At 61.4% G+C, this 25,771-nt stretch carries 20 protein-coding genes and 3 tRNA genes; 15 read left to right on the top strand and 8 right to left on the bottom strand.

Annotation, left to right across the window (positions count from 1 at the left end; all coding sequences use genetic code 11):
• Window positions 1-36: 36 nt before the first annotated feature.
• Both ampC and ACN8M7_RS09250 read right to left on the bottom strand, forming a co-directional pair.
• Window positions 37-1,176 (bottom strand): class C beta-lactamase, encoded by a 1,140-nt coding sequence (gene ampC, locus ACN8M7_RS09255; protein WP_490260554.1) that lies wholly within the window; start codon window positions 1,174-1,176, stop codon window positions 37-39.
• 96 nt (window positions 1,177-1,272) lie between these two features.
• Window positions 1,273-3,102, bottom strand: coding sequence for a sigma-54-dependent Fis family transcriptional regulator (locus tag ACN8M7_RS09250; protein ID WP_490260553.1), 1,830 nt, complete (start codon window positions 3,100-3,102; stop codon window positions 1,273-1,275).
• 259 nt (window positions 3,103-3,361) lie between these two features.
• Here ACN8M7_RS09250 and ACN8M7_RS09245 point away from each other — a divergent pair, with 259 nt between their 5' ends.
• From ACN8M7_RS09245 to ACN8M7_RS09220, 6 genes are read left to right on the top strand one after another with little or no spacing between them, the layout of a single operon-like run.
• Window positions 3,362-4,456, top strand: coding sequence for an ABC transporter ATP-binding protein (locus tag ACN8M7_RS09245; protein ID WP_061239149.1), 1,095 nt, complete (start codon window positions 3,362-3,364; stop codon window positions 4,454-4,456).
• Window positions 4,456-5,553 (top strand): ABC transporter ATP-binding protein, encoded by a 1,098-nt coding sequence (locus tag ACN8M7_RS09240; RefSeq protein ID WP_490260552.1) that lies wholly within the window; start codon window positions 4,456-4,458, stop codon window positions 5,551-5,553. The genes ACN8M7_RS09245 and ACN8M7_RS09240 overlap by 1 nt, the downstream gene beginning before the upstream one ends.
• Window positions 5,550-6,413 (top strand): carbohydrate ABC transporter permease, encoded by an 864-nt coding sequence (locus ACN8M7_RS09235; protein ID WP_061239151.1) that lies wholly within the window; start codon window positions 5,550-5,552, stop codon window positions 6,411-6,413. Before ACN8M7_RS09240 ends, ACN8M7_RS09235 begins: the two co-directional genes overlap by 4 nt.
• Before the next feature lie 8 nt (window positions 6,414-6,421).
• Entirely contained in the window at window positions 6,422-7,222 is an 801-nt protein-coding gene (locus tag ACN8M7_RS09230) for a carbohydrate ABC transporter permease (protein WP_490260551.1), read from the top strand.
• Window positions 7,223-7,234: 12 nt separating this feature from the next.
• Window positions 7,235-7,507, top strand: coding sequence for a DUF2160 domain-containing protein (locus ACN8M7_RS09225; RefSeq protein WP_061239153.1), 273 nt, complete (start codon window positions 7,235-7,237; stop codon window positions 7,505-7,507).
• A gap of 51 nt (window positions 7,508-7,558) precedes the next feature.
• Window positions 7,559-9,301 carry an ABC transporter substrate-binding protein gene (locus ACN8M7_RS09220; RefSeq protein ID WP_490260550.1) on the top strand — a complete coding sequence of 581 codons (1,743 nt, stop codon included), beginning with the start codon at window positions 7,559-7,561 and terminating at the stop codon, window positions 9,299-9,301.
• Between the two features lie 99 nt (window positions 9,302-9,400).
• On the opposite strand, the gene folD is transcribed toward ACN8M7_RS09220, so the two are convergent.
• On the bottom strand, window positions 9,401-10,255 hold the full coding sequence (gene folD / locus ACN8M7_RS09215) for a bifunctional methylenetetrahydrofolate dehydrogenase/methenyltetrahydrofolate cyclohydrolase FolD (protein ID WP_061239155.1): 855 nt from the start codon (window positions 10,253-10,255) through the stop codon (window positions 9,401-9,403).
• A 269-nt stretch (window positions 10,256-10,524) separates the two neighbouring features.
• On the opposite strand from folD, the gene ACN8M7_RS09210 reads away from it, so the two are divergent.
• The 9 genes from ACN8M7_RS09210 (at window position 10,525) to ACN8M7_RS09170 (ending at window position 19,414) form a co-directional block, all read left to right on the top strand.
• Window positions 10,525-10,601 (top strand) — tRNA-Arg (locus ACN8M7_RS09210).
• A 38-nt stretch (window positions 10,602-10,639) separates the two neighbouring features.
• A tRNA-His gene (locus tag ACN8M7_RS09205) sits at window positions 10,640-10,715 on the top strand.
• Between the two features lie 56 nt (window positions 10,716-10,771).
• Window positions 10,772-10,856, top strand: a tRNA-Leu gene (locus ACN8M7_RS09200).
• A gap of 126 nt (window positions 10,857-10,982) precedes the next feature.
• The gene (gene tig / locus ACN8M7_RS09195; protein ID WP_490260549.1) at window positions 10,983-12,293 is read left to right on the top strand and encodes a trigger factor; all 1,311 of its coding nucleotides are present in this window, start codon (window positions 10,983-10,985) and stop codon (window positions 12,291-12,293) included.
• Between the two features lie 94 nt (window positions 12,294-12,387).
• The gene (clpP, locus tag ACN8M7_RS09190; protein WP_061239157.1) at window positions 12,388-13,029 is read left to right on the top strand and encodes an ATP-dependent Clp endopeptidase proteolytic subunit ClpP; all 642 of its coding nucleotides are present in this window, start codon (window positions 12,388-12,390) and stop codon (window positions 13,027-13,029) included.
• A 106-nt stretch (window positions 13,030-13,135) separates the two neighbouring features.
• Window positions 13,136-14,416: an ATP-dependent Clp protease ATP-binding subunit ClpX gene (clpX, locus tag ACN8M7_RS09185; protein WP_061239158.1), complete on the top strand. Its 1,281-nt coding sequence runs from the start codon at window positions 13,136-13,138 to the stop codon at window positions 14,414-14,416.
• 149 nt (window positions 14,417-14,565) lie between these two features.
• Entirely contained in the window at window positions 14,566-16,962 is a 2,397-nt protein-coding gene (gene lon / locus ACN8M7_RS09180) for an endopeptidase La (protein WP_061239159.1), read from the top strand.
• 135 nt (window positions 16,963-17,097) lie between these two features.
• Complete coding sequence (gene hupB / locus ACN8M7_RS09175; RefSeq protein ID WP_003239952.1) at window positions 17,098-17,370, top strand: nucleoid-associated protein HU-beta; 273 nt, start codon at window positions 17,098-17,100, stop codon at window positions 17,368-17,370.
• 196 nt (window positions 17,371-17,566) lie between these two features.
• A complete protein-coding gene (locus ACN8M7_RS09170) occupies window positions 17,567-19,414 on the top strand; it encodes a SurA N-terminal domain-containing protein (RefSeq protein ID WP_490260548.1) in 1,848 nt (615 codons plus the stop codon).
• Window positions 19,415-19,467: 53 nt separating this feature from the next.
• Here ACN8M7_RS09170 and ACN8M7_RS09165 read toward each other — a convergent pair whose 3' ends face one another.
• The 5 genes from ACN8M7_RS09165 to ACN8M7_RS09145 form a co-directional block, all read right to left on the bottom strand.
• A complete protein-coding gene (locus ACN8M7_RS09165; protein WP_490260547.1) occupies window positions 19,468-21,012 on the bottom strand; it encodes a phospholipase D family protein in 1,545 nt (514 codons plus the stop codon).
• Window positions 21,013-21,237: 225 nt separating this feature from the next.
• Complete coding sequence (gene fabI / locus ACN8M7_RS09160) at window positions 21,238-22,032, bottom strand: enoyl-ACP reductase FabI (RefSeq protein ID WP_490260546.1); 795 nt, start codon at window positions 22,030-22,032, stop codon at window positions 21,238-21,240.
• A gap of 28 nt (window positions 22,033-22,060) precedes the next feature.
• Window positions 22,061-23,674, bottom strand: a complete 1,614-nt coding sequence (locus tag ACN8M7_RS09155) for an ABC transporter ATP-binding protein (protein WP_490260545.1) — start codon at window positions 23,672-23,674, stop codon at window positions 22,061-22,063.
• 1 nt (window position 23,675) lies between these two features.
• On the bottom strand, window positions 23,676-24,695 hold the full coding sequence (locus tag ACN8M7_RS09150) for an ABC transporter permease (RefSeq protein ID WP_061239164.1): 1,020 nt from the start codon (window positions 24,693-24,695) through the stop codon (window positions 23,676-23,678).
• Between the two features lie 2 nt (window positions 24,696-24,697).
• Window positions 24,698-25,771, bottom strand: a complete 1,074-nt coding sequence (locus ACN8M7_RS09145; protein WP_061239165.1) for a microcin C ABC transporter permease YejB — start codon at window positions 25,769-25,771, stop codon at window positions 24,698-24,700.

Here is a 25,771-nt window from a genome sequence, read left to right as displayed (position 1 = left end):
GCTGGAGGGGCCGATGGTTCACCCGTCCTGCCAGAATTACTGCTCGACTGCCTCGAGCAGTTGCAACGCCAGGCGCACACGCTCGGCATTCGGGTAATTGCGGTTGGCGAGGATCACCAGCCCGGTATCACGGGCCGGCAGCAGCAGGATGTAGGCGCCGAAGCCATTGGTCGAACCAGTTTTGTTCAGCAGCAGGTCGCCTTCGGCCGGCCTGGGTACGCTGAAGCGCTCGATGGGCTGGGACTGCAGCGCCATCTCGGCTGAGTTGCCGGCTTGCAGTTTCTCCAGGCTGATGGGGTAGGTGTAGCGCTCCCAGCCCAGTCCTTGGGTCATGTCGCCGACCTGGTAGTAGCCGCGATGGGTGGAGCTGATGGCCTGGTGCAGCGCGGCAGGCAAGCGCTGCGGGTGCAGGTTGGCGTCGATGAAACGCAGCATATCCGAGGCGCTGGATTTCAGACCGTAGGCTTCAGCGTCCAGCGCGCCGGGGTTGACTCGGACAGGCCTGTCGTCGCGATAGCCCCAGGCGTAACGCGGCATCTGTTCGGCCGGTATCCGCACGTAACTTTCCTTCAGGCCCAACTGCGGCAACAGGCTGTTCTCGATCAGTTGCGGGAACGGCTCGGCCAGGCTGGCGGCGGCCAGATAGCCGAACAGGCCGATGCTGGGGTTGGAGTACAGGCGCTGGGTGCCGGGCGGGTAGACTGCCTGCCAGTTGCGGTAGTAGGCGAGCATCTGCTGTTCACTGCCGACCGCATCCGGGAACTGCAGCGGCAGACCGCCGGCGCTGTAGGTGGCCAGATCCAGCAGGCTGACGTGATCGAAGGCGCTGCCTTGCAGGGGCGGCAGGTACTGGCTGGCGTTGTCGCTGAGGTTCAGCGTGCCGCGGGCTTCGGCGTAGGCGCCGAGGGTGGCGGTGAACAGCTTGCTGATCGAGCCCAGCTCGAACAGGGTATGGCGATCCACGGTCTGGCCGCTTTCACGGGAGGCGACGCCATATTCATAGAAGTGCCGCTGGCCGTTGTGGCTGATGGCGATGGCCATGCCGGGGATGGCGTAGCGCTGCATCACCGACTTTGCGGCTGCATCGACCCGTTTCTCCAGTGGCGTTGTCGCCAGCGCATGGCTGGAGGCCAGCAGGGCCAGGGCGGCGAGCAGAGGGCGATACGGATGGCGCATTGAGAAGTCCTTTCTTGGCGAGGCGACCCCAGCCCGGCAGAAGAGGCCCGGCGGGATGGCAAATGTATGGCTTTGGCCGGCTCCTCGAACAAAGGTTCAGGGGCGCACGCCCTGTTCGCGCAGACGCTTGTAGAGCGTGTTGCGACTCAGGCCGAGATGGCGGGCCAGGTAGGAGATATTACCGCCGCACGCCTGGTACTGGCTGGCAAGATCGTCGGGCTCGGGGTGTGCCGGCAGGGCGGTGTCCGTGGGCAGATCGAGAAAGAAGTCGTCCGGCAGGTGCTCGGCGCGAATGGGTTGGTCATCGGCCATGGCCAGCGCCACGCGCAGTACGCTGCTGAGCTGGCGCAGATTACCGGGCCAGGGGTGGTGCTGAAACAGCTCCAGCACCTCGCGGCTGATGCCCGCTCGTTGCTGGGGTTCGCGATGTTGCTCCCACACGCGCTGGAACAGAGCGTGTTTGTCGCTGCGTTCGCGCAGCGGCGGCAGCTCCAGGTTCAGGCCGCTGATGCGGTAGTACAGGTCCGCGCGGAACTGACCGCTGTCGACATCCTGGCGTAGCGAACGGTTGGTGGCGGAGATCAGGCGCACATCCACCGCATGCAGTTCGCTGCTGCCCAGCGGCTGCACGCAGCGCTCCTGCAGTACACGCAGCAGGCGGGCCTGCACACGTTGCGGCATGTCGCCGATCTCGTCGAGAAACAGCGTGCCCTTGTGTGCCTTGCGGATCAGGCCGACATGGCCCTTCTGGCTGGCGCCGGTGAAGGCGCCTTTTTCGTAGCCGAACAGCTCCGACTCCACCAACTCGGCCGGAATGGCGGCGCAGTTGACCGCGATGAACGGCTGGTCGGCGCGTGAGCTGGCGCGGTGCAGCGCCTTGACGAACACCTCCTTGCCGGCGCCGGTTTCGCCTTGCAGCAGAATCGGAATGTCTTTTTCCAGCAACCGTTGGGCCTGGCGAACGGCCTTGTCCATGCGTGCATCGCCCGCGCTCAGCGCATGCAGATGAGGCTCTTGCGGCGAGTTCTGCGCAGCCTGCGGGCGGAAGTCGCGAGGCTGGATGAGTGCCGGCCGGGCAGGGCGCCGTACCCGTGCATGAAAGCGAAAGTGGCTGCTGGTGCGCAGGCTGAATGGCTGGCCGTCCGGTTGGTTGAGCAGCTGTTGCAGCGGCACGTCGAATAGCTGCTCGATGGCGCCGTAGGTCAGGGGTTGGCCGAGCAGGTTATCGGCGCGGCGGTTGGCCGACACCACATGGCCCTGTTCGTCGAACACCACCAGGCCGGCCCAGGGGCTGTCGAGGTTGTCCAGGCTGGTGTTGAAGCTGAGCAGGTGGTACTGGTCGGCGAACAGCTTGAGGATCAGGCGGTTCTCCACCGACTGGCTCATCATCTTGACCATGCCCAGGGTGTGCGCGGGCGGCAGGTAGCTGTCGCTGGATACGTCGAGCACGGCGATCATGCGTCGCTGTTCGTCGAAGATCGGCGAGGCGGAGCCGGTCATGAAACGGTTGGCCTTGAGAAAGTGCTCGTCGTGCTGGATGTGCACGGCCTGGCCACAACTGAGCGCGGTGCCGATGGCGTTGGTGCCGGTATAGCGCTCCAGCCAGCTGGCGCCAGCGACGAAACCGGCAGCCTGGCGCGGCTCGATGAAGCGCTGGTCACCCCAGGATTGCAGCAGCCGGCCTTGTTCGTCGGCGAGCATGATCAGGCAGTTGGAGTTGGACAGGATGGTGCCGTAGTAGGGCAGCACTTCCTGATGGGTGGTCTGCACCAGGGCCTGGCGGCTTTCCAGCAGGGCCGAAAGATCACCCGCTGTCGGCGGGTCGAAACGGGGCACGCTCTGGTGGGTCAGGCCGTAGTCGCGACAGCGCGACCAGGATTCCTGAATGAGGGTGTCGTGCGCCGGTGCGCGGGCAGCTTCGGTCATCGGTGATCTCTTCTTGTCGGTTCGCGATCTGCGCCGCGATCCGTCCAGTCTCGTTCAAGACTGTTCAAAGTCAATGAACGAATTGTTCAGTTGTTCACATTCGACTGTTCAAAACTGTTCATTGGAAAACAGCAAGCGCGAGCTCCGTGGGAGAGCTTTTCGTTTTTTATCAATTGGATACGCAGAATTGCCATGGGTTGGCACGCTTGTCGCTCTGAGTGTTCGTAATCGAATGGCACGACAAGAAAAAGGACAGGCCATGTCGCTCACGCTCGAACACGTCACCCGTATCGTCGACGGCCAGCTGCACATCGATGACGCCTGCCTGAGTTTCGAACCCGGCTCCTTCAACGTTTTGCTCGGCCGCACACTGGCAGGCAAGACCAGCCTGATGCGCCTGATGGCCGGGCTGGATCGGCCCAGCAGCGGCCGCGTGCTGATGAACGGCGCCGATGTCACTGGCGTGCCGGTGCGTCAGCGCAATGTGTCGATGGTCTATCAGCAGTTCATCAACTACCCGACCCTTACGGTGTTCGAGAACATCGCCTCGCCGCTGCGTCAGGCCGGTGTGGCCAAGGAACAGATCGTCGAGAAGGTCGAGGCCACGGCGCGCATGCTGCGCATCGACCAGCTGCTGTCGCGCTATCCGCTGGAACTCTCCGGCGGCCAGCAGCAGCGTACGGCCATGGCGCGGGCGCTGGTCAAGGACGCCTCGCTGATCCTCTTCGATGAGCCCCTGGTCAACCTCGACTACAAGTTGCGCGAAGAGCTGCGCCAGGAAATGCGCGAGCTGTTCCAGGCGCGCCACACCATCGCCATCTACGCCACCACCGAGCCCAACGAGGCGCTGGCCCTGGGTGGCACCACCACCATCCTGCACGAGGGGCGCGTGGTGCAGAGCGGCAAGACCGCCGAGGTTTACCACCGGCCGCAGCAGGTGCTGGCTGCCGAGTTGTTCTCCGAGCCTGCGATCAATCTGATGCCGGGGCGCATCAGCGGCTCCGAGGTGAGCTTCGCCGACTGCGTGCACTTTCCGCTCAACCCCGATCTGCGCGGCATCGCCGAAGGTGAGTATCGGTTTGGCGTGCGGCCCAGCCATATCGGCCTGGTGCCATCCAACGACGATGATCTGGAGCTGGCGGTGACCGTGGAGCTGGCCGAGATCAGCGGCTCGGAAACCTTCCTGCATGTACGCAATGAACAGTTCGTGCTGGTGCTGCACCTGCCGGGCGTGCACGAGTACGCCGTGGATACGCCGATCCTCATCTATATCCCCACCCACAAACTCTTCGTCTTCGCCGCCGACGGGCAACTGGTGCAGGCACCCAGTCGGCGTCAGGGGAGGGCAGCCTGATGGCCGAGATTCGCTTGCACAACCTCGCGCACAGTTACAGCGGTGTGTCGAAGGCGCCGGAAGATTATGCGATCCGCGAAATGAACCATGTCTGGCAGCAGGGCGGCGCCTACGCGCTGCTGGGGCCATCCGGCTGCGGCAAGTCGACCTTGCTCAACATCATCTCCGGTCTGCTCAGTCCTTCGCAGGGCGAGGTGCAGTTCGACGGCAAGGCGGTCAATGCGCTGTCGCCGCAAGAGCGCAATATCGCCCAGGTTTTCCAGTTCCCGGTGGTCTACGACACCATGACGGTGTTCGACAACCTGGCCTTCCCGCTGCGCAATCAAGGTATGGACGCCGCGCGGGTGATGAGCAAGGTGCACGAGATCGCCGAGGTGCTGGAGCTGCACCCGCTGCTGCACAAGAAAGCGCGCAACCTCACCGCCGACGAGAAGCAGAAGGTCTCCATGGGTCGTGGCCTGGTGCGTGACGATGTATCGGCGATCCTCTTCGACGAACCGCTGACGGTGATCGACCCGCATCTGAAGTGGAAGCTGCGGCGCAAGCTCAAGCAGATCCACGAGCAGTTCAACATCACCATGGTCTACGTCACCCACGACCAGCTGGAGGCCTCCACCTTCGCCGACAAGATCGCGGTGATGTACGGCGGGCAGATCGTCCAGTTCGGCACGCCGCGCGAGCTGTTCGAGCGTCCCGGGCACACCTTCGTCGGCTATTTCATCGGCAGCCCGGGCATGAACCTGATCGAGGTGCAGCGCTGCGAGGGTGGCGTGCGTTTCGCCGATACCGTGCTGCCCTTGCCCGACGCGCTCAACCTGCGCCTGGCCGAGCTGGGCGGCAAGCGCCTGCAGGTGGGGGTTCGCCCCGAGTTCGTGCACATCTGGGATGGCGCCTACGAAGACGCACTGTGTGGCCAGGTGCTGCATGTCGAGGATCTGGGCACCTACAAGATCCTCACCTTCGACCTCGATGGCCAGGTGCTCAAGGCGCGCCTGCAGGAAGACCAGCCAGTGCCTCGCGAGCAGGTGTATCTGAGCTTTCCGGCGCAGTGGCTGATGCTCTACGCCGATGACTACCTGGTGGAGGTGGCGCCATGAAGGTGCAGAACAACAAGGCCTGGTGGCTGGTGCTGCCGGTGTTCCTGCTGGTGGCGTTCAGCGCCATCGTGCCGATGATGACGGTGGTCAACTACTCGGTGCAGGACATCTTCGACCCGGCCACGCGCTACTTCGTCGGCGTCGACTGGTATCGCCAGGTGCTACAGGACCCGCGCCTGCATGACTCGCTGCTGCGTCAGTTCATCTTTTCCGCCTGCGTGCTGCTGATCGAGATTCCGCTAGGTATCGCCATCGCCCTGTGTATGCCGACGCGCGGGCGCTGGGCCTCGCTGTGCCTGATCCTGATGGCCATTCCGCTGCTGATTCCGTGGAACGTGGTGGGCACCATCTGGCAGATCTTCGGCCGCGCCGACATCGGCTTGATGGGCTGGGTATTGAACAGCCTGGGCATCAGCTACAACTACGCCGCCAACACCATGGACGCCTGGGTGACGGTGCTGGTGATGGACGTCTGGCACTGGACTTCGCTGGTGGCGCTGCTGTGTTACTCGGGGCTGCGCGCCATTCCCGACGTCTACTATCAGGCGGCGCGCATCGACCGCGCGTCGAACTGGGCAGTGTTTCGCCATATCCAGCTGCCCAAGCTGAAAAGCGTGCTGCTGATCGCGGTGATGCTGCGCTTCATGGACAGCTTCATGATCTACACCGAGCCCTTCGTGCTCACCGGTGGCGGCCCGGGCAATGCCACCACCTTCCTCAGCCAGACCCTGACGCAAATGGCCATCGGTCAGTTCGACCTGGGCCCGGCAGCGGCGTTCTCGCTGGTGTACTTCCTGATCATCCTGCTGGTGTCCTGGCTGTTCTATACCGCCATGACCTACGACGACAAAAATCGCTGAGGCCGACCATGATGCTGCGCAAACGCCTGGTGCTGCTGATCTATTTCCTGTTCATGCTGGTGCCCATCTACTGGCTGCTGAACATGTCGTTCAAGAGCAACACCGAGATTCTCGGCGAGTTGAGCCTGTGGCCGCAGAGTTTCACCCTGGACAACTACCGGGTGATCTTCACCGACCGTAGCTGGTACGAGGGTTACCTCAACTCGCTGTACTACGTCAGCCTCAATACCCTGATCTCGCTCAGCGTGGCGCTGCCGGCTGCCTATGCCTTCTCGCGCTACCGTTTTCTTGGCGACAAGCACCTGTTCTTCTGGCTGCTGACCAACCGCATGGCGCCGCCGGCAGTATTCCTGTTGCCGTTCTTCCAGCTGTACTCGTCCATCGGCCTGTTCGACACCCACATTGCCGTGGCATTGGCGCATTGCCTGTTCAACGTACCGCTGGCGGTGTGGATCCTCGAAGGTTTCATGTCCAGCGTGCCCAAGGAAATCGACGAGACGGCCTATATCGACGGTTACAGCTTCCCGAAATTCTTCGTGAAGATCTTCATTCCGCTGATTCGCTCCGGCATCGGCGTCACCGCCTTCTTCTGCTTCATGTTCTCTTGGGTCGAGCTGTTGCTGGCGCGCACCCTGACCTCGGTGGACGCCAAACCCATCGCCGCGGTGATGACCCGCACCGTGTCCGCCTCGGGCATCGACTGGGGCGTACTGGCCGCCGCCGGGGTGCTGACCATCCTGCCGGGGATGCTGGTGATCTGGTTCGTTCGCAACCATGTGGCCAAGGGCTTCGCCCTTGGTCGCGTGTAAGGGAGGTTCGTCATGAGCTGGATGGCCTGGACTCTGCCGACCGCACTGTTCTTCACCGGTATCGCCGTGCTGCTGGCCGGCATGATGCTGGTCGAGCTGCGCTGGCCGTGCGTCGAACGCAAGGGTTTTCTGCCGATCACCACCACCCGGGGTGATCGGTTGTTCATCGGTCTGCTCGGCAGCGCCTACCTGCACCTGCTGGTAATCGGCGTGACCGACTGGAGCGTGTGGATAGCCTCGCTGCTATCACTGTTGTGGCTGTGCGCAGTCATGCGCTGGGGCTGAGCCGGGCTTTTGCCGGTATGCCTCTCCCCAAATCCTGAGATGGAGGTCTCTATGTTCGACAATAACAACAAGACCCGACATAGCATGGCGCTGGCTGCCTTGCTGGCGTTGTCCGGTTTGAGCGGTGCTGCCTGGGCGGATGCCTACGAAGAGGCTGCAAAGAAATGGATCAATGATGAATTCAATCCCTCGACCCTGACGCCCGAGCAGCAACTCGAAGAACTGAAATGGTTCATCAAGGCCGCCGAACCCTTCCGCGGCATGGATATCAGCGTGGTGTCGGAAACCATCACCACCCATGAATACGAGTCCAAGGTGCTGGCCAAGGCCTTCAGTGAGATCACTGGCATCAAGCTGCGCCATGACCTGCTGCAGGAAGGCGATGTGGTGGAGAAACTGCAGACTCAGATGCAGTCCGACAGGAACATCTACGATGGCTGGGTCAACGACTCCGACCTGATCGGCACCCACGCCCGCTACGGCAAGGCCATGGCGATCAGCGACATGATCAAGGGTGAGGCCAAGGACTTCACCTCGCCGACCCTGGATCTCGAAGACTTCATCGGTATTTCCTTTACCACCGGGCCGGACGGCAAGTTGTACCAACTGCCCGATCAGCAGTTCGCCAACCTCTACTGGTTCCGCGCCGACTGGTTCGAGCGGCCTGAGCTCAAGGCCAAGTTCAAGGAAATCTATGGCTACGAGCTGGGTGTGCCGGTCAACTGGTCGGCCTACGAGGACATCGCCGAGTTCTTCTCCAAGCACGTCAAGGAGATCGACGGTCAGCGCATCTACGGCCATATGGACTACGGCAAGAAAGATCCATCGCTGGGCTGGCGCTTCACCGACGCCTGGTTCTCCATGGCTGGAGGCGGTGACAAGGGCCTGCCCAACGGCCTGCCGGTGGACGAGTGGGGCATTCGCGTCGAGGGCTGCCGGCCGGTGGGCTCCAGTGTCGCGCGTGGCGGTGCCACCAACGCCCCGGCGGCGGTGTTCGCCACGCAGAAGTACGTCGACTGGATGCGCCAGTACGCGCCACCGGAAGCGCAGGGCATGACCTTCTCCGAAGCCGGGCCGGTGCCGGCGCAGGGCGCCATCGCCCAGCAGATATTCTGGTACACCGCCTTCACCGCCGACATGACCAAGCCGGGCCTGCCGGTGGTCAACGCGGACGGCACGCCGAAATGGCGCATGGCGCCGTCGCCCAAGGGGCCGTACTGGGAAGAGGGCATGAAGCTGGGCTATCAGGACACCGGTTCCTGGACCTTCCTCAAGTCCACCCCGGAGAAACAGCGCCTGGCCGCCTGGCTCTACGCTCAGTTCGTCACGTCCAAGACCGTGTCGCTGAAAAAGACCCTGGTCGGCCTGACGCCGATTCGTGAGTCGGACATCAACTCGCAAGCCATGACCGACGTGGCGCCCAAGCTCGGTGGTCTGGTGGAGTTCTACCGCAGCCCGGCCCGCGTGCAGTGGACGCCGACCGGCACCAACGTGCCGGACTATCCGCGCCTGGCCCAGCTCTGGTGGCAGTTCATCGCCGAGGCCGCCAGTGGCGACAAGACGCCACAACAGGCGCTCGATGGCCTGGCCGCAGCACAGGACACCATGCTCGGCCGCCTGGAGCGTTCCAATGTACTGGGTGAGTGCGGGCCCAAGCTGAACGAGCCGCGTGACCCGCAGTACTGGTTCGACCAGCCGGGTGCGCCCAAGCCCATGCTGGCCAACGAGAAGCCCAAGGGCGAAACCATCGCCTACGACGAGCTGCTCAAATCCTGGGAGCAGGCGCGTAAGTGAGGTCAGCGCCGTTCCTGGGGGAACGGCTGGGCGGCATTCCGCTTCAGTCGCGATAAAAAACGGCACCCTAGGGTGCCGTTTTTCATTCAACCGTGCTGCTTATTTATGCAGGTGTTCGGCCGCGTGCAGGGTGTTTTCCAGCAGCCCGGCGCGGGTCATCGGGCCGACGCCGCCCGGAACCGGGGTGATCCAGCCGGCGCGGGGCAGGGCGGTCTCATACACCACGTCGCCGACCAGTTTGCCGTCGTCCTGGCGGTTGATACCGACATCGATGACGATGGCGCCTTCCTTGATCCACTCACCCCTGACCAGTCCCGGCTTGCCGACGGCGACCACGACGATGTCGGCCTGGCCGACGTGAGCAGCCAGGTCCTTGGTGAAACGGTGGGTGACGGTGACGGTGCAGCCTGCCAGCAGCAGCTCCATGGCCATCGGGCGACCGACGATGTTGGAGGCGCCGACCACGACCGCGTGCAGGCCGTAGAGATCGACGCCCGTGCTGTGCAGCAGGGTCATGATGCCTTTGGGGGTGCAGGGGCGCAGCAGCGGCATGCGCTGAGCCAGGCGGCCGATGTTATAGGGGTGGAAGCCGTCGACGTCCTTGTCCGGGCGAATGCGCTCAAGCAAGGGGGATGCATCCAGATGCTCCGGCAGCGGCAGCTGTACCAGAATGCCGTCGATGGTTGGGTCTTCGTTGAGCTCGTCGATCAATGCGAGCAGATCAGCCTGGCTGGTCTCTGCCGGCAGATCATAGGCACGGGAGAGAAAGCCGACTTCTTCGCAATCCTTGCGTTTATGTGACACATAGACCTGGGAGGCGGGATCGGTACCTACCAGGATCACAGCCAAGCCAGGCGCACGAAGGCCTTGCTGACGGCGTTCGGCGACACGTTGGGCAATCTGCTGGCGGAGGCTGGCGGCGATCGCCTTGCCGTCGATCAGTTGTGCGGTCATTGCGCTGGTTAACCATTAATAAGGATGAAAAAAGGACGCGCATTCTCGCATGGGCGCTCACTTGGGCAAAGGCGCCTGCCGTCGTTTTCGCGTAACTCCTTTAAATCGCTGAATTTTTTTGAAAATTTCTGTTGACGAGGTTGGGAGGCGTCTATAACATTCGCCCCGCTTCTCAGGAACAGCCACTCGCTGGGTGAGACGGCAAGAGCCAAGCCCTGGTGGTGAGGCTGGAGCCGAAAGCTTCTAAGTCTGCGCTAGCGGATGGATAGGCGCCCGTAGCTCAGCTGGATAGAGCATCCGCCTTCTAAGCGGATGGTCGCAGGTTCGAGTCCTGCCGGGTGCGCCATTTGGCGGTCAGGCAATTTGAGTAAGCAAAGCAATATGGTGGGCGTAGCTCAGTTGGTAGAGCACAGGATTGTGGCTCCTGGTGTCGTGGGTTCGATTCCCATCGTCCACCCCATATTCCAAAGCGCCAGGCCCAAAGCCTGGCGTTTTTGTTTTAGGCTGCAAAACCACGCGGACGTGGTGAAATTGGTAGACACACCAGATTTAGGTTCTGGCGCCGCAAGGTGTGAGAGTTCGAGTCTCTCCGTCCGCACCATCTTTACAAATCCTCCCGATTGCCGCCTGCTTCTAGGGTGACTTCTTCATATTGACCCTCTAGAATGCTTGGCCTTGATTCGGGGCCGGTTCGAGCCGGCTTATGTCTGTGCAACGAGGAATATCCATGCAAGTTTCTGTTGAAAGCACTTCTGCTCTTGAGCGTCGCATGACCGTCGGCGTACCCGTCGAGCGCATCGAGACTGAAGTCAACAAGCGTCTGCAACAGACTGCCCGTCGCGCCAAGGTTCCTGGCTTCCGTCCTGGCAAGGTGCCGATGAGCGTTATCCGTCAGCGTTACGAAGACGCCGCTCGTCAGGAAGCCCTGGGCGACCTGATCCAGGCTACCTTCTACGAAGCCGTGGTCGAGCAGAAGCTGAACCCGGCCGGCGCTCCGTCGGTTGAGCCGAAGTCCTTCGAGAAGGGCCAGGCACTGGAATACGTGGCCACTTTCGAAGTGTTCCCGGAGTTCGAGGTCACTGGCCTGGATGGCATTTCCATCGAGCGCCTGCAGGCTGACGTGGTTGATAGCGACGTCGATAACATGCTGGACATTCTGCGTAAGCAGAATACCCGCTTCGAAGCTGTTGAGCGTGCTGCCGAGAACGGTGACCAGCTGAACATCGACTTCGTTGGCAAGATCGACGGCGAAGCCTTCGCTGGCGGCAGCGCCAAGGGTACTCAACTGGTGCTGGGCTCTGGCCGCATGATTCCGGGCTTCGAAGATGCTCTGGTTGGTGCCAAGGCTGGTGAAGAGCGCGTGATCAACCCGACTTTCCCCGAGGATTACCAGAACCTCGATCTGGCCGGCAAGACCGCCGAGTTCACCGTTACCGTGAACGAGGTTTCCGCCCCGCAACTGCCTGAGCTGAACGACGAATTCTTCGCCCTGTTCGGTATCAAGGAAGGCGGTCTGGAAGGTTTCCGCGCCGAAGTCCGCAAGAACATGGAGCGCGAACTGCGCCAGGCCATCAAGTCCAAGGTCAAGAACCAGGTAATGGACGGTCTGCTGGCTGCCAACCCGGTCGAGGTGCCGAAGGCGCTGATCGGCAATGAAGTTGATCGCCTGCGCGTGCAAGCCGTTCAGCAGTTCGGTGGCAACATCAAGCCTGACCAACTGCCGGCCGAGCTGTTCGAAGAGCAAGCCAAGCGCCGTGTCGTGCTGGGCCTGATCGTCGCCGAAGTGGTCAAGCAGTTCGAGCTGAAGCCGGACGAAGCCCGCGTGCGTGAGCTGATCGAAGAGATGGCTTCGGCCTATCAAGAGCCCGAGCAAGTGGTTGCCTGGTACTACAAGAACGACCAGCAAATGAACGAAGTACGTTCGGTTGTACTGGAAGAGCAAGTTGTAGATACTGTTCTGCAGAAGGCCAACGTGACCGATAAAGCGGTTTCCTACGAAGACGCAGTCAAGCCGGCGGAAGCTCCTAAAGCCGACTGATCTCGTAACCTCGTTCGAGTACACCACCATAAGCCAGCCTCCGTGCTGGCTTATGTGTATTTGAGACATGACTATTAGGGAGTGAGCGCAAGACATGTCCCGCAATCCTTTTATGCAAAACATGCCTGAAATCCAGGCCGCTGGCGGCCTGGTGCCGATGGTCATCGAGCAATCCGCTCGTGGCGAGCGTGCCTACGACATCTATTCGCGCCTGCTCAAAGAGCGCGTGATCTTTCTGGTCGGCCAGGTCGAGGACTACATGGCCAACCTGATCTGCGCCCAGTTGCTGTTTCTGGAAGCAGAAAACCCGGACAAGGACATTCACCTGTACATCAACTCGCCGGGCGGTTCGGTGACGGCCGGTATGGCGATCTACGACACCATGCAGTTCATCAAGGCCGACGTGTCCACCACCTGCATCGGCCAAGCCTGCAGCATGGGTGCGTTCTTGCTGGCCGGTGGCGCCAAGGGCAAGCGTTTCTGCCTGCCGAACTCGCGCGTGATGATTCACCAGCCGCTGGGCGGCTTCCAGGGCCAGGCCTCGGATATCGAGATCCATGCCAAGGAAATTCTCTTCATTCGTGAGCGTTTGAACGAGTTGCTGGCTGAGCACACCGGGCAGAGCCTGGAAACCATCGAGCGTGATACCAACCGCGACAACTTCATGAGTGCGTCGCGCGCCGTGGAATATGGTCTCGTCGATGCTGTTCATGAAAAGCGTCAAATGCCGGTCTAGATGAGGCGCCGGCTACGGGCATTGTCAATGACGCGACCTGCGCCCTTGAAAATGCCCGCATTTGCCTTCATCTTGTGTTTCAAGCCTACCGTATTGGATTGATCGAATGACTGATACCCGTAACGGTGAGGACAACGGCAAACTGCTTTATTGCTCCTTCTGCGGCAAAAGCCAGCATGAAGTGCGCAAGTTGATCGCCGGTCCTTCCGTCTTCATCTGCGACGAATGCGTCGACCTGTGCAATGACATCATCCGCGAGGAGGTGCAGGAAGCACAGGCCGAGAGCAGCGCGCACAAACTCCCGGCACCCAAGGAAATCAGCTCCATCCTCGATCAGTATGTGATTGGTCAGGAGCGCGCCAAAAAGGTGCTGTCGGTAGCGGTGTACAACCACTACAAGCGTCTGAACCAGCGTGAGAAGAAAGACGATGTCGAGCTGGGCAAGAGCAATATCCTGCTGATCGGTCCGACCGGTTCCGGCAAGACCCTGCTCGCCGAAACGCTGGCGCGTCTGCTCAACGTACCGTTCACCATCGCCGATGCCACCACCCTGACCGAAGCCGGTTACGTGGGTGAGGACGTCGAGAACATCATTCAGAAACTGCTGCAGAAGTGCGATTACGATGTCGAGAAGGCCCAGATGGGTATCGTCTACATCGACGAGATCGACAAGATCTCGCGCAAGTCCGACAACCCGTCGATCACTCGTGACGTGTCGGGCGAGGGCGTACAGCAGGCGTTGCTGAAACTGATCGAAGGCACGGTCGCCTCGGTTCCGCCGCAGGGCGGGCGCAAGCATCCGCAGCAGGAGTTCCTGCAGGTCGATACGCGCAATATCCTGTTCATCTGCGGCGGTGCGTTCGCCGGTCTGGAGAAGGTCATTCAGGCGCGCTCCACCAAGGGTGGCATCGGTTTCGGTGCGGAAGTGCGCAGCAAGCAGGAAGGCAAGAAAATCGGCGAGTCTCTGCGTGAGGTCGAGCCGGACGATCTGGTCAAGTTTGGCCTGATTCCAGAATTCGTCGGTCGCCTGCCGGTGATCGCGACCCTGGAAGAGCTGGACGAGGCTGCGCTGGTGCAGATCCTTACCGAGCCGAAGAATGCGCTGACCAAGCAGTACGCCAAGCTGTTCGAGATGGAAGGCGTGGATCTGGAGTTCCGCTCCGATGCGCTGAAGTCCGTGGCGCAGAAGGCGCTGGAGCGCAAGACCGGTGCGCGTGGTCTGCGTTCGATTCTCGAGGGCATTCTGCTCGACACCATGTACGAGATCCCGTCCCAGCAGGACGTGAGCAAGGTGGTGATCGACGAGAGCGTCATCGAGGGATCGTCCAAGCCGCTGTTGATCTACGAGAACAGCGAGCCGCCGGCGAAGGCCGCGCCAGACGCCTGACGGCTGTTACACGATGCAAAGAAGGGGCCCTTTGGGCCCCTTCGCTTTTCTGGACATTGCGCTTGTTTTTTGTGGGAGCTACCCCCATCTTAAAAGCCAAGGGTAATCCCGCCTGTTTACGGCCCTTGGGCCGCTGCTGAGCCGAAATCATGAAGACAACCATCGAATTGCCTCTCCTGCCATTGCGCGATGTAGTGGTCTATCCGCACATGGTCATCCCGCTTTTCGTCGGGCGTGAGAAATCCATCGAGGCCCTTGAGGCCGCGATGACGGGCGACAAGCAGATTCTGCTGGTGGCCCAGAAGAACCCGGCCGTCGATGATCCGGATGATCAGGATCTGTATCGCGTTGGCACCGTTGCCACCGTCCTGCAACTGCTCAAGTTGCCCGACGGCACCGTCAAGGTGCTGGTCGAGGGTGAGCAGCGCGGCTCTATCGAGCGTTTTATCGAGCTCGATGATCATTGCCGGGCTGAAGTGCAGCTGATCGAGGAGGGCGAGACCGCCGAGCGCGAGTCGGAGGTCTTCACTCGCAGCCTGCTCAGTCAGTTCGAACAATACGTGCAGTTGGGCAAGAAGGTACCGGCCGAAGTGCTGTCCTCGCTCAACAGCATCGATGAGCCCAGTCGCCTGGTTGATACCATGGCCGCGCACATGGCGCTGAAGATCGAGCAGAAGCAGGAGATTCTCGAGATCACCGCGCTGTCCGCTCGCGTCGAGCACGTACTGGCGCTGCTGGATGCCGAGATCGACCTGCTGCAGGTCGAGAAGCGTATCCGTGGCCGCGTGAAGAAGCAGATGGAGCGCAGCCAGCGTGAGTACTACCTGAATGAGCAGATGAAGGCCATTCAGAAAGAGCTGGGCGATATCGATGAAGGCCACAATGAGCTCGATGAGCTGCGCAAGCGCATCGATAACGCTGGTCTGTCCAAGGAAGCGCTGACCAAGGCCAATGCCGAGCTGAACAAGCTCAAGCAGATGTCGCCGATGTCGGCCGAAGCCACGGTGGTGCGTTCCTACATTGACTGGCTGGTGAACGTGCCGTGGAAGGCCGAGAGCAAGGTTCGCCTGGATCTGGTGCGCGCCGAGAGCATCCTCGATGCCGACCATTACGGTCTGGAAGAGGTCAAGGAGCGCATCCTCGAGTATCTCGCCGTGCAGAAACGGGTGAAGAAGCTCAAGGGACCGGTGCTGTGCCTGGTTGGCCCACCCGGCGTGGGCAAGACCTCGTTGGCCGAATCCATCGCCACCGCCACCAACCGCAAGTTCGTGCGCATGGCCTTGGGTGGCGTGCGTGACGAGGCCGAGATTCGAGGTCACCGCCGCACCTACATCGGCTCGATGCCGGGGCGTTTGATTCAAAAAATGACCAAGGTTGGCGTGCGCAACCCGCTGTTCCTGCTCGACGAAATCGACAAGATGGGCCAGGACATGCGCGGCGACCCTGCGTCTGCTTTGCTTGAGGTACTCGACCCGGAGCAGAATCACAATTTCAACGATCACTACCTGGAGGTCGATTACGACCTGTCGGACGTGATGTTCCTGTGCACTGCCAACTCGATGAACATCCCCGGTCCGCTGCTGGATCGGATGGAAATCATCCGTCTGCCGGGCTACACCGAGGACGAGAAGGTCAATATCGCCATCAAGTATCTGGCGCCCAAGCAGATCAAGGCCAATGGCCTGAAGAAAGGCGAGGTGGAGTTCGAAGAGGCCGCGATTCGCGACATCATCCGCTACTACACCCGCGAAGCCGGCGTGCGTAGCCTGGAGCGTCAGATTGCCAAGGTCTGCCGCAAGGCGGTCAAGGAGCACATCACCGAGAAGCGCTTCCAGGTGGTGGTGACTGCTGATTCGCTGGAGCACTTCCTGGGCGTGCGCAAGCATCGCTACGGCCTGGCCGAGCAGCAGGATCAGATTGGTCAGGTGACCGGTCTGGCCTGGACTCAGGTGGGCGGCGAGCTGCTGACCATCGAGACCGCAGTGGTGCCCGGCAAGGGCGTGCTGATCAAGACCGGCTCGCTGGGTGATGTGATGGCCGAGTCCATGACGGCTGCCATGACGGTGGTGCGTAGTCGTGCCAAAAGCCTGGGAATTCCCGCTGATTTCAACGAGAAGCGCGACGTTCACATCCATATGCCCGAGGGTGCTACACCCAAGGATGGCCCGAGTGCGGGCATCGGTTTGTGCACGGCACTGGTGTCGGCACTGACCCAGATTCCGGTGCGGGCGGATGTGGCCATGACCGGGGAAATCACCCTGCGAGGTCAGGTGTTGGCCATCGGTGGTCTGAAGGAAAAGCTTCTGGCTGCGCATCGGGGTGGGATCAAGACTGTGATCATTCCCGAAGAAAATGTGCGTGATCTGAAAGAAATTCCGGAAAATATTAAACAAGACCTGCAGATTAAACCGGTTAAATGGATTGACGAGGTCCTGCAAATTGCGCTGCAATACGCCCCGGAGCCCTTGCCCGATGCGGCTCCCGAGATGGTTGCAACGGATGACAAGCGCGAGTCTGATTCCAAGGAGCGAATCAGCACGCATTAGCAGGGGGGCTTCCTTGACACAATTTTTGAGCCCTTGTTATAAAGCGGCTCTTATTGTGTCAGCAGGCCATCCAGCACCCGCTTTGCTTACACTAAAAATCAAGAAACAAACTCAACAGAAATAAGGGGACTTAGAGTGAACAAGTCGGAACTGATCGATGCCATCGCTGCATCTGCTGATATCCCGAAAGCTGTTGCTGGCCGCGCGCTGGATGCAGTGATTGAATCCGTCACTGGCGCTCTGAAGGCTGGTGATTCCGTCGTACTGGTTGGCTTCGGCACCTTCGCTGTCAAAGAGCGTGCTGCTCGCACTGGCCGCAACCCGCAGACCGGCAAGCCGATCAGCATCGCTGCTGCCAAGATCCCAGGTTTCAAAGCTGGCAAGGCTCTGAAAGACGCCGTCAACTAAGCGTCTTCCGGGTTTGCCTCGCCGTCAGGCTCTGTCTGGCGGCTGTTAGGAGGCAGAGCAGGTAGTCCTAGACTCTTCTGCACTGACCGCTTAACGCGTTACGAGAAGGCGCATCCAAGGATGCGCCTTTCTTCTATCTGGACATATTACCCACACTGCGCGGCTGGTGACTCTGTACAGTCGTTCTGGGGGAAGCATGCTGCAAAACATCAGGGACAATTCACGCGGTTGGATTGCCAAAATCATCATCGGCCTCATCGTCATGCTGATGGCCTTTACCGGTTTCGAAGCCATTGTCACGGGCACCAGCAACCGCAACAACGCGGCCGACGTGAACGGTGACACCATTACCCTCAACGAGCTCAGCCAGGCTGTTGAAATGCAGCGCCGTCAGCTGCTGCAGCAACTGGGTCGTGATTTCGATGCCTCTCTGCTCGATGACAAGCTGCTGCGTGAGGCTTCGCTCAAGGGCCTGATCGAGCGCAAGCTGCTGCTGCAGGCAGCTGGCGACGCTCATTTCGCCTTTTCGCAGGGATCGCTGGATCAGGTGATTCTGCAAACCCCCGAATTTCAGGTAGATGGCCGCTTCGATAGTGCGCGCTTCGACCAGGTCATTCGCCAGATGGGCTATACCCGCCTGCAGTTCCGTCAGATGCTGGAAGAGGAAATGCTGATCGGGCAGCTGCGTGCCGGTATCGGTGCCAGTAGCTTCGTTACCGAGCAGGAGGCGCGTGCGTTCGCCAATCTGGAGCGCCAGACCCGTGACTTCGCCAGCCACACCATCAAGGCCGACGGTGCTGCGATCGAGCTGAGCGATAGCGACGTCAAAGCCTATTACGACGAGCATGCCGGCGAATTCATGAGCCCCGAGCAAGTGGTGCTGGAGTATGTCGAGTTGGACAAGGACAGCTTCTTCGATCAGATCGAAGTCAGCGACGAAGACCTCAAGCCGTTGTACGAAAGCGAAATCGCCAACCTGGCTGAGCAGCGTCAGGCTGCACACATCCTGATCGAAGGCGATGACGAAGCGGCCCGCACCAAGATCAAAGAGATCAAGGCGCGCGTGGATGCAGGCGAAGATTTCGCCGCACTGGCCAAGGAATTCTCGCAGGATCCGGGGTCGGCTGCCGATGGCGGCGACCTGGGTTATGCCGGTCCGGGTGTATACGATCCGGCCTTCGAAAAGGCGCTCTACGCGCTGCAGCAGGGCCAGGTATCCGAGCCGGTGAAGAGCGAGTTCGGCTGGCACCTGATCAAGCTGCTCGGCGTTCAGTCGCCTGAAGTGCCCAGCTTCGACAGCCTCAAGGACAAGCTGGCGCGTGACTTCAAGGCGCAGCAGGTCGAGCAGCGTTTCGTCGAGGCGACCAAGCAACTGGAAGACGCCGCGTTCGAAGCATCGGACCTGGCGCAGCCGGCTCAGGAACTGGGGCTCGAACTCAAGACCAGCGAACCTTTCGGTCGTGAGGGTGGTGCAACGGGTATTACCGCCAACCGTCAGGTGCTGCAGGCTGCATTCAGCCCTGAGGTTCTGGAGGACGGCACCAACAGCCCGACCATCGAGCTGGATCCGAGCACCGTGGTTGTCGTGCGCGTGAAAGAGCACAACAAGCCCGAGCAACTGCCGCTGGAGCAAGTTGCCGCGAGCATTCGCGCTCATCTGCAGCAGGAGCGCGCCGCCGCTGCTGCCAAGGCTGAGGGCGAGAAGCAGTTGGCTGCTGCCGAGGCTGGTGAAGCGACAGGCGGTGATTGGCAGGTTCAGGAAGCCGCCACGCGCAGCCAGGACGGCATAGAGCCGAAGGTGCTGCAGGCGCTGTTCCGCATGCCCAAGCCAGCCAAGGCGGGTGAGCCGACCTTTGCCGGCGTGACGCTGAACAATGGTGACTACGTCGTGCTGCGCCTCGATGGTGTGAACGTACCGGAACAGGCACTGGCAGACGAAGAGCTTGCCATGTACCGCAACTTCCTGGCCTCGCGCGAGGGGCAACAGGACTTCGCGGCGCTGCGCAAGCAGCTTGAAGCCAGGGCCGACATCGAGCGATTCTGATCGCTGTTGGCTATGAAAAAGCCCCGCCTAGTGCGGGGCTTTTTCGTTTGCGCTCATAACAGCCATTCGATAGGCAGCCAAGACAGCAGGCGGATGCCCAGTTTCTTCAGCAGGCCCGCGCCGGGCTCGCTGTCCAGCCGGCGTTGCTCGCCATTTACCCGCTCAAGCCAGTAGATCTGGCCGTTTTCGTCCAGGCCCAGTTCGTAGGCGTTGGCCGGGATATCGCTTTCGAATGCCTGGCCAATGGCTGCTGCCAAGGGTGGGCTTTCGATGATGAAGCCCATCTCCGTGTTGAGGCGGGCCGAGCGAGGGTCGAAGTTGAATGAGCCGATGAAGACGCGCTGATCATCCAGGGCGAAGGTCTTCGCATGCAGGCTGGAGCCGGAGCTGCCGAATGGACCGGCCTTTTCCCGATGCTGGTCGTCTGCACCCAGGCGCATTTCATAGAGTTTGACGCCGCCTTCCAGCAGGGTGCGACGGTACTTGGCGTAGCCGGCATGGACGGGCGTCACGTCCGTTGCCTCCAGGGCATTGGTAAGAATGCGCACGTGCACGCCGCGCCGCACCATGGCGGTGAACATGTCGACACCGCTTTGGGTGGGGACGAAGTAGGGGGAGACCAGGTCGACCCGTGACGTGGGGGTGTCGAGCATGTTCGCCAGATCGCTGATCAAAAGCTCGCCGTCACTGGCCTCGCCAAGGCCCTTGGCAGGGTCGTCACTGACCAGTGTGGTCTTGCTCCATTGGAAACTCAGGTTCCTGTCCAGCAAGCGGGCAATGAAGTCGCTCTCGCGCAGGGCCTTCACATAGCCGCTGGCGGCAGGTGTCCGGGAAAGGTCTGCCGCAACATCGTGCAAACGCAGTGGGGTGCTCTGCGTGCGCGGCACGATCAACTCCAGCGGATAGCTGGACTCGCTGGCCCAGTAACGATCGAAATCGGCTGAGGTGTCGGCTACGACCGGTCCGATGGCCAGCGCATCGAGGTCGGCGAAAAGCACGCCCTCACTGGCATCGAAGTACTCGTCGCCGATGTTGCGCCCGCCGATGATGGTGGCCTGGTTGTCGACGGTAAGTGACTTGTTGTGCATGCGTCGGTTGGCACGAGGGAAATGGGTCAGGTAGCCCAGTATCTTGGCCTGGCGCAGGGAGAAGGGGTTGAACAGGCGCACTTCGATGTTGGGGTGCTGATCGAGGGTGCTCAGGATCTTGTCGAGGCCGGTGATGCCATTGTCATCGAGCAACAGGCGGACGCGAACGCCGCGCTCGGCTGCTCTGAGCAAGGCGTCGAGCAACAGGGTACCGGTTATGTCGTCGCGCCAGATGTAGTACTGCACGTCGAGACTACGCTCCGCCGTCTCGACCAGGAGCATGCGCGCCGCGAAGGCGTCACGAGCGTCCGCCAGTGTCAGGATGCCGGACAGGCCGGGATGAGCGTCTCGCTCACCGCTCAGCGCCTGTCCCAGCGTGGTATCGGCTGTTTCGGCCTGGGTGAAGGCGTGGCTCTCGCTGCGGCCATCCAGTGCTGGTAGCGCACAGCCTGTGACCAGGCTGCATAGCGCGGTGATCAGGCAGGTTCGCCACAGGCTTGTCGGGAGCATCGACTCATCTCTGTCCAGGTTCTAAGCTAGGACAACGCCAACCCAGATGCGTGCCTGTGTTGATTGAGGATGGGGCGAAAGGCGCTGGATACGTTCAGGATCGGCCCTGGCAAGATCTTCCGGATACGAAAACGCCGCAGTCCCGTGAGGGTTGCGGCGTTTTCGTTTTGGCGCGGGCGCCGTTCAGCAGAGGTTCTGGCCGATTAGATGCCAGGCGACTGACGATCAGTCTTCCATGGCACCCATGGCGGTGGTGTTGAAGCCGCCATCGACGTACATGATTTCACCGCTGATGCCCGAAGCGAGGTCTGAGCACAGGAAGGCACCGGCGTTGCCGACTTCCTCGATGGTGACGTTGCGGCGCAGCGGAGTCTGCTTCTCGTTGGCGGCCAGCATCTTGCGGAAGCTGGCGATGCCGCTGGCGGCCAGGGTGCGGATCGGGCCGGCGGAAATGGCGTTGACGCGGGTGCCTTCCGGGCCGAGGCTGCCGGCCAGGTAGCGAACGCCGGCCTCCAGGCTGGCCTTGGCCATGCCCATGACGTTGTAGTTGGGCATGGTGCGCTCGGCGCCCAGGTAGGAGAGGGTGAGCAGGCTGCCGTTGCGGCCTTTCATCATCTCGCGGCCGGCCTTGGCCAGGGCGACGAAGCTGTAGGCGCTGATGTCGTGGGCGATCTTGAAGCCTTCACGGGTGGTGACGTCGGTGAAGTCGCCGTTGAGCTGGTCGCCCGGAGCGAAGCCGACCGAGTGGACGATGCAGTCCAGGCCGTCCCATTTCTTGCTCAGCGCTTCGAATACCGAGGCGATTTCCTCGTCGCTGGCCACGTCACAAGGGAAGCACAGGTCGGCGTTGGAGCCCCAGCCGGCAGCGAAGTCTTCTACGCGGCCCTTGAGCTTCTCGTTCTGGTAGGTGAAAGCCAGCTCGGCACCTTCGCGGTGCATGGCCGCGGCGATGCCCGAGGCGATGGACAGTTTGCTGGCAACGCCAACGATGAGTACGCGCTTACCGGTTAGAAAACCCATTGTGCTATTCCTCTTCCTGTTTCAAGGATCAGTGAGCCGTTGCCGGGGCCAGAAAAGCGGCGTCCAGCAACTGCTGCGTATAAGGGTGTTGCGGTGCGTTGAAGATCGACTCGGCAGACCCCTGTTCGACCACCTGGCCCTGCTTGACCACCATCAACTGGTGGCTCAGCGCTCTGACTACCGCCAGATCATGGCTGATAAACAGATAGGTCAGGTTGTACTTGGCCTGCAAGCCGCGCAACAACTCCACCACCTGACGCTGCACCGTGCGGTCGAGCGCCGAAGTGGGCTCGTCCAGCAGGATCAGCGCCGGTTTCAACACCAGTGCCCGGGCAATGGCAATCCGCTGCCGTTGCCCGCCAGAAAACTCGTGGGGGTAGCGATGCCGCGTCTGCGGATCCAGCCCTACCTCCAAAAGCGCGTCGATGATGGCTTGCTCCTGCTCCGCCTCGTCGCCCATACCGTGAATGCGCAGACCTTCACCGACGATCTGGCTCACTGACATACGTGGGCTCAGGCTGCCGAAGGGGTCCTGAAACACCACCTGCATCTGCCGCCGCAGCGGGCGTACTTCCTGCTGGCTGAGGCCCTGCAGCTGCTGGCCCTGGAAGCGGATATCACCGCGGCTGGCGAGCAGCCGCAGAATGGCCATGCCCAGGGTGGATTTACCGGAACCACTTTCGCCGACGATGCCCAGGGTCTGGCCCTGAGGCAGGCTGAAGTTGATGCCGTCCACCGCTTTGACATGATCCACCGTCCGGCGCAGCAGGCCCTTCTTGATCGGGAACCATACGCGCAGGTCGTCCACTTCCAGCAACGGCTGGCCCGCGGGGTTGGCCGCAGGGTCGCCGCTGGGCTCGGCACCGAGCAGTTCCTTGGTGTAGGGATGCTGCGGAGCCTGGAACAATTCTTCACACGACGCCTGTTCGACGATGCGACCGCGCTGCATGACACATACGCGATGGGCAATTCTGCGAACCAGGTTGAGATCGTGGCTGATCAGCAGCAGCGACATGCCCAGGCGCGCCTGCAGATCCTTGAGCAATTCGAGGATTTTCAGCTGTACGGTGACGTCCAGCGCAGTGGTGGGTTCGTCGGCGATCAGCAGTTGCGGCTCATTGGCCAGGGCCATGGCGATCATCACGCGCTGACGCTGGCCACCGGACAACTCATGGGGGTAGGCCTTCAGGCGCTTCTTCGGTTCGGGGATGCCGACCAGCTCCAGCAGCTCGAGGGTGCGCGCGCTGGCGGCCTTGCCGCGCAGACCCTTGTGCAGGGCGAGCACCTCGTTGATCTGCTTCTCGATACTGTGCAAGGGGTTGAGCGAGGTCATCGGCTCCTGGAAGACCATGGCGATGCGATTGCCACGAATGCCGCGCAGACGGCCTTCGCCGAGCTTGAGCAGGTCCTCGCCGGCGTAGTCGATGCTGCCATGCGGATGGCGGGCGAGCGGGTAGGGCAGCAGGCGCAGGATCGAGTGCGCCGTGACCGATTTGCCCGAGCCGCTCTCGCCAACCAGGGCCAGGGTTTCGCCTTTGTGAATGTCGAAGCTGACGCCGTCGACCACGCGCTGGCACTGCTGGCCCATGACGAACTCGACGGCCAGGTCGCGAACTTGCAGCAGGGTTTCGTTCTGGCTCATGTCATTTCCTCGGGTCGAAGGCATCGCGGGCGGCTTCGCCGATGAATACCAGCAGGCTCAGCATGATCGCCAGCACGGCGAATGCACTGATGCCCAGCCAAGGCGCCTGCAGGTTGCTCTTGCCCTGGGCGACCAGCTCGCCGAGCGACGGCGCGCCGGGCGGCAGGCCGAAGCCAAGGAAGTCCAGAGCGGTCAGGGTGCCGATGGCGCCGGTGAGGATGAAGGGCATGAAGGTCATGGTCGAGACCATGGCATTGGGCAGGATATGGCGGAACATGATCGCCCCGTTGCCCATGCCCAGCGCCCGAGCCGCCCGCACGTACTCGAGGTTGCGGCCGCGAAGGAATTCGGCGCGCACCACGTCGACCAGGCTCATCCAGGAAAACAGCAACATGATGCCCAGCAGCCACCAGAAGTTCGGTTGCACGAAGCTGGCGAGGATGATCAGCAGGTAGAGCACCGGCAGGCCCGACCAGATTTCCAGGAAACGCTGGCCGAGCAGGTCGACCCAGCCGCCGTAGAAGCCCTGTAGCGCACCGGCGATCACCCCGATCACCGAGCTGGCCAGGGTCAGGATCAGGGCGAACAGCACCGAGATGCGGAAGCCATAGATCACCCGTGCCAGCACGTCACGGCCCTGGTCATCGGTGCCCAGCCAGTTCTGCGCCGAAGGTGGTGCGGGGGCCGGCACTTCCAGATCGTAGTTGATGCTGGAGTAGCTGAAGGGGATCGGCGGCCAGATCATCTTGCCGTCCTTTGCCGCGATCAGGTCCTGGATGTATGGGCTCTTGTAGTTGGCTTGCAGCGGAAATTCGCCGCCGAACACGGTTTCCGGGTAGCGCTTGAGCACCGGGAAATACCATTGCCCGTCGTAACGCACGGCCAGTGGCTTGTCGTTGGCGATCAGTTCGGCGCCCAGGCTCAGGCCGAACAGCAGGAGGAACAGCCACAGTGACCACCAGCCGCGTTTGTGCGCCTTGAAGCGGTCGAGGCGGCGTCGGTTGAGGGGGGAGAGTTTCATGCTCAGCCCTCCCTGCTTTCGAAGTCGATGCGAGGATCGACCAGGGTGTAGGTAATGTCACCGATCAATTTCACGACCAGCCCCAGCAAGGTGAAGATGAACAGGGTGCCGAACACCACCGGATAGTCGCGGTTGATCGCCGCCTCGAAGCTCATCAGGCCCAGGCCGTCGAGGGAAAAGATCACCTCGATCAGCAGGGAGCCGGTGAAGAAGATGCCGATGAAGGCGGCGGGGAAGCCGGCGATGATCAGCAGCATGGCGTTGCGGAACACATGACCGTAAAGCACGCGGTGATTGGTCAGGCCCTTGGCGCGGGCGGTCACCACATACTGTTTGTTGATCTCGTCGAGAAAGCTGTTCTTGGTCAGCAGGGTCAGGGTGGCGAAGTTGCCGATCACCAGCGCAGTGACTGGCAGCACCAGGTGCCAGAAATAATCGAGAATCTTGCCGCCTAGGCTGAGTTGTTCGAAGTTGTTCGAGGTCAGCCCGCGCAGCGGGAACCAGTCCCAGTAGCTGCCACCGGCGAACAACACGATGAGCAGGATGGCGAAGAGGAAGGCCGGAATGGCGTAGCCGATGATGATCGCTGAACTGGTCCAGACATCGAAGGCACTGCCATGGCGGGTGGCCTTGGCGATGCCCAGGGGGATGGAGACCAGATACATGATCAGGGTGCTCCACAGGCCAAGCGAGATCGAGACCGGCATCTTTTCGATGATCAGGTCGATGACCTGCGCATCGCGGAAGAAACTGGAGCCGAAATCCAGTTGCGCGTAGTTCTTGAGCATGATCCAGAAACGTTCCGGCGCCGACTTGTCGAAGCCGTACATCTTCTCGATTTCCTTGATCAGCTGCGGGTCGAGGCCCTGGGCGCCGCGATAGTTGGAGCCGGCCACCGAGACCTCGGCGCCACCACCGGCGATGCGGCTGGTGGCGCCCTCGAAGCCCTCCAGCTTGGCGATCATCTGCTCGACCGGGCCGCCAGGCGCGGCCTGGATGATGATGAAGTTGATCACCAGAATGCCGAACAGGGTTGGGATGATCAGCAGCAGGCGGCGCAAGATATAGGCCAGCAT

The sequence above is a fragment of the Pseudomonas spartinae genome (genome assembly GCF_965197125.1).
GTDB classification, from domain to species: Bacteria; Pseudomonadota; Gammaproteobacteria; order Pseudomonadales; family Pseudomonadaceae; genus Aquipseudomonas; species Aquipseudomonas composti_A.
Note: the sequence above shows the minus strand (reverse complement) of the source record. Positions and strands in the feature narration are given on the sequence as shown.

Bases quoted from the DNA above. Each gene is read 5' to 3' on its own strand.
- ampC (WP_490260554.1), bottom strand. From the start codon at position 1,176: ATGCGCCATCCGTATCGCCCTCTGCTCGCCGCCCTGGCCCTGCTGGCC.
- ACN8M7_RS09250 (WP_490260553.1), bottom strand. From the start codon at position 3,102: ATGACCGAAGCTGCCCGCGCACCGGCGCACGACACCCTCATTCAGGAA.
- ACN8M7_RS09245 (WP_061239149.1), top strand. From the start codon at position 3,362: ATGTCGCTCACGCTCGAACACGTCACCCGTATCGTCGACGGCCAGCTG.
- ACN8M7_RS09240 (WP_490260552.1), top strand. From the start codon at position 4,456: ATGGCCGAGATTCGCTTGCACAACCTCGCGCACAGTTACAGCGGTGTG.
- ACN8M7_RS09235 (WP_061239151.1), top strand. From the start codon at position 5,550: ATGAAGGTGCAGAACAACAAGGCCTGGTGGCTGGTGCTGCCGGTGTTC.
- ACN8M7_RS09230 (WP_490260551.1), top strand. From the start codon at position 6,422: ATGATGCTGCGCAAACGCCTGGTGCTGCTGATCTATTTCCTGTTCATG.
- ACN8M7_RS09225 (WP_061239153.1), top strand. From the start codon at position 7,235: ATGAGCTGGATGGCCTGGACTCTGCCGACCGCACTGTTCTTCACCGGT.
- ACN8M7_RS09220 (WP_490260550.1), top strand. From the start codon at position 7,559: ATGTTCGACAATAACAACAAGACCCGACATAGCATGGCGCTGGCTGCC.
- folD (WP_061239155.1), bottom strand. From the start codon at position 10,255: ATGACCGCACAACTGATCGACGGCAAGGCGATCGCCGCCAGCCTCCGC.
- tig (WP_490260549.1), top strand. From the start codon at position 10,983: ATGCAAGTTTCTGTTGAAAGCACTTCTGCTCTTGAGCGTCGCATGACC.
- clpP (WP_061239157.1), top strand. From the start codon at position 12,388: ATGTCCCGCAATCCTTTTATGCAAAACATGCCTGAAATCCAGGCCGCT.
- clpX (WP_061239158.1), top strand. From the start codon at position 13,136: ATGACTGATACCCGTAACGGTGAGGACAACGGCAAACTGCTTTATTGC.
- lon (WP_061239159.1), top strand. From the start codon at position 14,566: ATGAAGACAACCATCGAATTGCCTCTCCTGCCATTGCGCGATGTAGTG.
- ACN8M7_RS09170 (WP_490260548.1), top strand. From the start codon at position 17,567: ATGCTGCAAAACATCAGGGACAATTCACGCGGTTGGATTGCCAAAATC.
- ACN8M7_RS09165 (WP_490260547.1), bottom strand. From the start codon at position 21,012: ATGCTCCCGACAAGCCTGTGGCGAACCTGCCTGATCACCGCGCTATGC.
- fabI (WP_490260546.1), bottom strand. From the start codon at position 22,032: ATGGGTTTTCTAACCGGTAAGCGCGTACTCATCGTTGGCGTTGCCAGC.
- ACN8M7_RS09155 (WP_490260545.1), bottom strand. From the start codon at position 23,674: ATGAGCCAGAACGAAACCCTGCTGCAAGTTCGCGACCTGGCCGTCGAG.
- ACN8M7_RS09150 (WP_061239164.1), bottom strand. From the start codon at position 24,695: ATGAAACTCTCCCCCCTCAACCGACGCCGCCTCGACCGCTTCAAGGCG.
- ACN8M7_RS09145 (WP_061239165.1), bottom strand. From the start codon at position 25,771: ATGCTGGCCTATATCTTGCGCCGCCTGCTGCTGATCATCCCAACCCTG.